Annotated in this window: 4 protein-coding genes; all 4 read right to left on the reverse strand. The window is 43.3% G+C overall.

Annotated features, from left to right (window positions below; all coding sequences use genetic code 11):
* Positions 1 to 308: 308 nt before the first annotated feature.
* Entirely contained in the window at positions 309 to 2,435 is a 2,127-nt protein-coding gene (gene fusA, locus ACTXGO_RS10115; protein WP_317200588.1) for an elongation factor G, read from the reverse strand.
* Between the two features lie 411 nt (positions 2,436 to 2,846).
* Positions 2,847 to 3,320 carry a 30S ribosomal protein S7 gene (rpsG, locus tag ACTXGO_RS10120; protein ID WP_317200587.1) on the reverse strand — a complete coding sequence of 158 codons (474 nt, stop codon included), beginning with the start codon at positions 3,318 to 3,320 and terminating at the stop codon, positions 2,847 to 2,849.
* 232 nt (positions 3,321 to 3,552) lie between these two features.
* Entirely contained in the window at positions 3,553 to 3,927 is a 375-nt protein-coding gene (gene rpsL, locus ACTXGO_RS10125) for a 30S ribosomal protein S12 (protein WP_201557636.1), read from the reverse strand.
* A gap of 346 nt (positions 3,928 to 4,273) precedes the next feature.
* Positions 4,274 to 4,476 (reverse strand): hypothetical protein (locus ACTXGO_RS10130; protein WP_443574315.1); only part of this gene is annotated, 203 nt, incomplete at its 5' end.

Genomic DNA, 4,476 nt, shown 5'->3' on the forward strand with positions numbered 1-4,476 from the left:
ACGTGTCCGATGGTGCCGACGTTAACGTGGGGCTTTACGCGTTCAAACTTGGCCTTTGCCATGAGGTTTTCCTTTTTATGTGGAGTCAGCCTTTAGCCTATAATCTTATAGAAGATAAGAGTAAGGGTTAAAACAAGCTGAGCCCTTAAGATAATGAGTAAGGGTTGCACTTTTAGTGTGCAGATATTATAAGAAAATTACGACCAATAACAAGTCTTTTAACCAATTATTGGCGTATTCTATAGTGGCAATACAGAAATAAAGCCTGTATTGCCCTTGTTTAATTAAATTATAGCGAGCAAATAAATTTACTCGTCGTCATCTTTTGAGTTGAACTTAGCGATGATCTCAGCAGATACTGACTTTGGAATCTCAGCGTACTTTTGGAATTCCATTGAGTAAGTAGCACGTCCTTGCGACATAGAGCGCATTTGCGTGGCATAACCAAACATCTCTGCTAGTGGTACTTCAGCGCGGATCTGTTTAGTTCCACCAGGTAAGTCTTCCATGCCTTGTACCATACCGCGGCGACGGTTAAGATCGCCCATGATATCGCCCATGTAGTCTTCTGGCGTTTCAACTTCAACCTTCATGACAGGCTCAAGTAGCGCAGGATTGGCCGCTAAGAAACCTTTTCTAAAGGCCATAGAACCTGCCATCTTAAATGACAACTCATCCGAGTCAACGTCATGGTAAGAACCATCATACAAAGTCGCTTTGACACCGACAACTGGGTAGCCTGCAAGTACGCCATTTTTCATGCGCTCTTGGATACCTTTGTCGACCGCACCGTGGAACTCTTTTGGTACCGTACCACCAACAACTTCTTCAGCGAACTCATATTCTGTGTCGCCTGCTGGATCGAGTGGCTCAAGGCGTAACCAGACGTGACCGAATTTACCACGACCACCAGTCTGACGGACAAACTTGCCTTCTTGCTCAACGGTTTCGCGGATAGTTTCGCGATAAGCAACCTGCGGCGCACCGATGTTAGCATCAACACTGAACTCACGCTTCATGCGATCAACCAAGATCTCAAGATGCAGCTCGCCCATACCACTGATGATCGTCTGACCAGACTCTTCATCCGTATGTACACGGAATGAGGGATCTTCTTTTGCCAAACGGCCAAGCGCAATAGACATTTTTTCTTGATCCGCTTTAGTCTTAGGCTCAACCGCTAGGCTGATAACTGGATCTGGGAATTCCATACGCTCTAGCGTGATGACGTTGTCTTCATCACACAAGGTGTCACCAGTTGTCACATCTTTCATACCAACCAAAGCTGCGATATCACCAGTACGAATCTCGCTCAACTCTTCTTGCGAGTTTGCCATCATCTGTACGATACGGCCAACACGCTCACGCTTCATCTTAACTGGGTTATAGACGCTGCTACCTTGCTTAAGTACACCAGAATAAACACGAACGAAGGTTAAGTTACCAACGAACTTGTCATTCATGATTTTGAATGCTAGTGCTGAGAACGGGCCTTCATCCGACGCTTCACGAGTACCTTCAGATTCGTCTTTGTCGTTTAAGATACCGCGAATAGCCGGTACATCCATAGGTGCTGGAAGATACTGAATAACAGCGTCCAACATCTTTTGTACCCCTTTGTTTTTAAAGGCAGTACCACAAAGAAGTGGGATGATTTCGTTATCGATAGTGAGCTTACGAATAGCATCGTTGATTTGATCAACAGACAATTCGCCATTCTCTAGGTAAGCATCCATAAGCTCTTCTGATGCTTCAGCCGCGCTTTCAACAAGATATTCACGATACTCTTCTGCTTTATCTTGTAGCTCGCTTGGGATTTCACGCTCTTCAAACTCCATACCTTGAGACGCTTCATCCCAATATAGAGCTTTCATAGTCACAAGATCAACAACGCCTTCAAAATCGTCTTCTTTGCCAATTGGAATAACCAAAGGCACAGGCTTGCCGCCTAGGCGAGTTTTGATCTGCTCAATGACGCGGTAAAAATCAGCACCAACGCGATCCATTTTGTTAACGAATGCTAAGCGAGGTACTTTGTACTTGTTCGCCTGACGCCATACGGTTTCAGACTGTGGCTGTACGCCACCAACAGCACAATAAACCATACACGCGCCGTCAAGAACACGCATAGAACGTTCAACTTCGATCGTGAAGTCAACGTGACCTGGGGTGTCAATAATATTGATGCGATGCTCATCAAACTGCTTAGCCATACCTGACCAAAAGCAAGTCGTTGCCGCTGAGGTGATAGTAATACCACGCTCTTGCTCTTGCTCCATCCAATCCATGGTAGCTGCGCCGTCATGGACTTCACCAAGCTTGTGGCTAACGCCAGTATAAAATAAAACACGCTCAGTAGTAGTGGTCTTACCAGCATCAATGTGTGCTGAGATACCAATATTGCGATAGCGTTTTAGGGGAGTTTTACGAGCCATAGTATTTTCCTAAGAAAAGTCGTGAATGTATTAATATAGGGTGGTGCTCTACCTCACAATCTCAATAAAAGCGCTATCTAGATAAAAGCAATCGGCTTTTATACTTTTAGCTTTTATATTTTCAGCTTTTATACCTGAAGCTTTTAAACGCTCAGCTTTTGCAAAACATAAAAAGCGATAGGTCAATAAAAAGAGATAATACGAAAATATGGAGGCATCGAATTTGGAATACTGCTAAAGCACTAACTATAAAACAACGCGCTCAAAACAGTATCAGGATAGATGTCCGCCATCTACATGCTTATAATTTAAACTTAAAACATAAGCAATCTAAACGATGGCGGCAATCAGTAGAATAAATAAACGTCAAACCATCACAGCAAAACTTGTGATTTAAAACAGGCAATGTGCCTAGAAGCGGTAATGTGAGAACGCTTTGTTCGCATCAGCCATACGGTGAACTTCATCACGCTTTTTCATAGCATTACCTTTGCCTTCTGATGCATCTCCAAGCTCGCCTGCAAGGCGTAGAGCCATAGATTTTTCAGAACGCTTAGCAGCCGCTTCAGCAAGCCATCTCATAGCCAAAGCAGTACGACGGGAGGGACGTACTTCCATAGGTACTTGATAGGTTGCACCGCCGACGCGGCGAGCTTTTACTTCTACCATAGGGCGAACGTTTTCTAGTACGTCTTCAAAGAACGCAACAGGATCTTCAACGTTACGTTTTTCACCGATAGTCTCAAGAGCACCGTAAACGATACGCTCAGCGGTAGATTTTTTGCCATCACTCATGATGTGGTTGATGAATTTGGCGATGGTTTGGCTACCAAACTTAGGATCCGGTAGGATCTCACGGGTAGCGACGACGCGACGTCTTGGCATAATATAGTCCTTGTCTTCAGGAATGTCTGACATTCACAACATCTCACTGCTTAGCAGGAATGATAAAGTTGTCAGTCAGCCTTACTGCATAGTGGTATGTTATTTATACAACACCAAGCCTATGCACAGTTAATGGGGGTAGTACTAACTTTTTAAGTTTAAAAGCTTAAGGTAAGTTAAGTTTAAAAGCTTAATGAGTCTAAAAGCTTATTTAATAACTGATTATCAGTGATTAAACTTTAGGCTTCTTAGCACCATATTTAGAGCGACCTTGCTTACGGTCTTTTACGCCTGCGCAATCTAATGCACCGCGAACGGTGTGATAACGTACACCTGGCAAGTCTTTTACACGACCGCCGCGGATAAGAACAACACTGTGCTCTTGTAAGTTATGACCTTCGCCGCCGATGTAGCTTGATACTTCATAACCTGAAGTTAAGCGTACACGGCATACTTTACGCATGGCAGAGTTAGGTTTTTTTGGCGTAGTTGTATATACACGAGTACATACACCACGGCGCTGTGGGCACGCTTGCAACGCAGGAACTTTTGACTTTTCCTTGATGGTTTTGCGACCCTTACGAATCAATTGGTTAGTTGTTGCCATAAGGCATCCTTCTCCCGTTGGGTATAAAACAAAAAAATGGGCCAATCCGGCAAAATCTTGTCAAAAACAACATTTTGTGGCACCCATTTTTAGGACAATGTATTATAAAGACTTGTTACTGTTATTTCAACTACTTATAAGCAGGCTAACTTTTCGCTATCACTGCAAAACAGGCACCTTGATATCGTCTTTGAGAAGCAAGTACTTCTCTACAGACAGACGCTTTTGACGTATAGGCATTAGCCAGTAGTGTCTTTAAGAATAAGTAAATGGCGCTATTAGTCTATTTTTCAAGAGCTTATTGAGTAATAGCGTCATTCAAATAAAAAATTATTATGGCTAAAGATTATTTGCTGCTAGCGGCCTTTTCACTATCCGCTGTTTTTTCTTCCTTATCGCTACTCTCTTGTTTGTCATCAGACTTGCTATCAATATCAGAATTGCTATCAGCAGCAAAGTTGTCTTGTTTTTTCTTCTCTGCATCCTCTACTTTATCGTCATCTTTTTTGGCATCAGCATCAACATCCACCTTGGCTTCGCTAGCGCTGT

The organism is Psychrobacter sp. T6-1 (assembly GCF_052258445.1).

Excerpts from the sequence above, each read along its gene's own strand:
- rpsL (WP_201557636.1), bottom strand. The coding sequence starts at position 3,927 with ATGGCAACAACTAACCAATTGATTCGTAAGGGTCGCAAAACCATCAAG.
- rpsG (WP_317200587.1), bottom strand. The coding sequence starts at position 3,320 with ATGCCAAGACGTCGCGTCGTCGCTACCCGTGAGATCCTACCGGATCCT.
- fusA (WP_317200588.1), bottom strand. The coding sequence starts at position 2,435 with ATGGCTCGTAAAACTCCCCTAAAACGCTATCGCAATATTGGTATCTCA.